Source organism: Streptococcus sp. HMSC070B10, from assembly GCF_001808665.1.
In the GTDB taxonomy this organism is placed as follows: domain Bacteria; phylum Bacillota; class Bacilli; order Lactobacillales; family Streptococcaceae; genus Streptococcus.
Genome location: NZ_KV794131.1, coordinates 1 through 1,256, shown reverse-complemented (window position 1 = coordinate 1,256; position 1,256 = coordinate 1). Strand labels below are relative to the sequence as shown.

At 39.6% G+C, this 1,256-nt stretch carries 1 protein-coding gene; it reads right to left on the bottom strand.

From position 1 onward, the window contains the following. On the bottom strand, positions 1–1,045 hold a 1,045-nt coding region (locus HMPREF2613_RS00150), incomplete at its 3' end, for a hypothetical protein (protein ID WP_148129924.1). Positions 1,046–1,256 lie beyond the last annotated feature (211 nt).

The window sequence follows — 1,256 nt, the reverse complement described above, 5'->3', positions numbered from 1 at the left end:
CTGTAAGAGCATAATCTGATAACGTGCCAATTTGTGGCAACGTTGCCCCTATAGCAGCTGCTTGACTATTAAATGTCACAGTTGTTGACGCTTCAGGAAACGCAACATTTATATACTGTTCTGCAGTTTTTACTGTCATAGCATTTTGCATCATATTCGCTGTACTTATCTCCTCCCTAACGCTCCCTATACCCAATTCAGGAATAGACACATCTGTAATTGTCACAGGCTTATCCGTTGCCAAAGCTGTCGCAAACTCGGTGACAAGCTCACCTCCTGAAGTGAAATCAGCAACCTCTTGCGCTGTAATCGTCAAAATCAATTTAGTCAAATTTCCATCTGCGTCTCTGACCTCTTTTTGTGTTCCCAAATTTATCAAGTTAAAAAAAGCAACTTTTGCCGTCGTCGGCTCAAATGACGCAATAACCGTAATTGAACTTAAAACATACTGATTTACTCCAGTATAGGAACTATTTAAGCTTTTCCAAGATGATGGAGGAGCCGTACTCAGAAATATATTTGATTTACCGTAAATATTATTAACCACATTATCCGAATAAGGAAAATCATGGTCTAGATATTCAAGATACACCGAAGCGTCTAGACTATCTGACTTATTTAATAAACCTGTTTTGACCACCGTACCGCCTGAATAATCAGCAGTTGGATAATATTTTGCCATGGTTGTTCCTGTTTTGCCGTATGCTTTCAAAACAGCGCTTTTAAACGTATTATCAATTTTTACAGACGTTCCATTTACGAAACTAGACAAAGCATATCCTGCTAGTCTCAACTCATCAGCTACCGCATTTCCAAAGGCTGCTATATCGTCCCAATTCGTGACCACAAGACCTAAAAGCAAAACGGCAGCAAGTCCGATAATAAGAATAGGCAAAGAAGCCGCACTGGCTCCTGCGCCTGCTAAATAAGTCAAACCGCCACCCAAAGTCAGCGCTTCGGCTTTTACAGTTCTAGGTCTAGAAGACGTAAAAATCAAAACTACAATACAAAAACAAACTGCTATTTTTTTAATAATTTTTTTCATTTTGCTCCTTATCAAAAAAAGCACCCTTTCGAGTGCTTTTGATTAAAAGAATTTCTTGAGCGTTGATACTGCAAAGCGAACAGCAAGGCTCGCTCCTAACACAGCGGCACCAACTGGCAAGATAGACGGAACTGCCTGCAAAACTGCGTCCTTAACAGGTGCTAAAAGGTCAGCTGTAATCATAGAAAAAATCCTCCAAAATTGTTTTTTT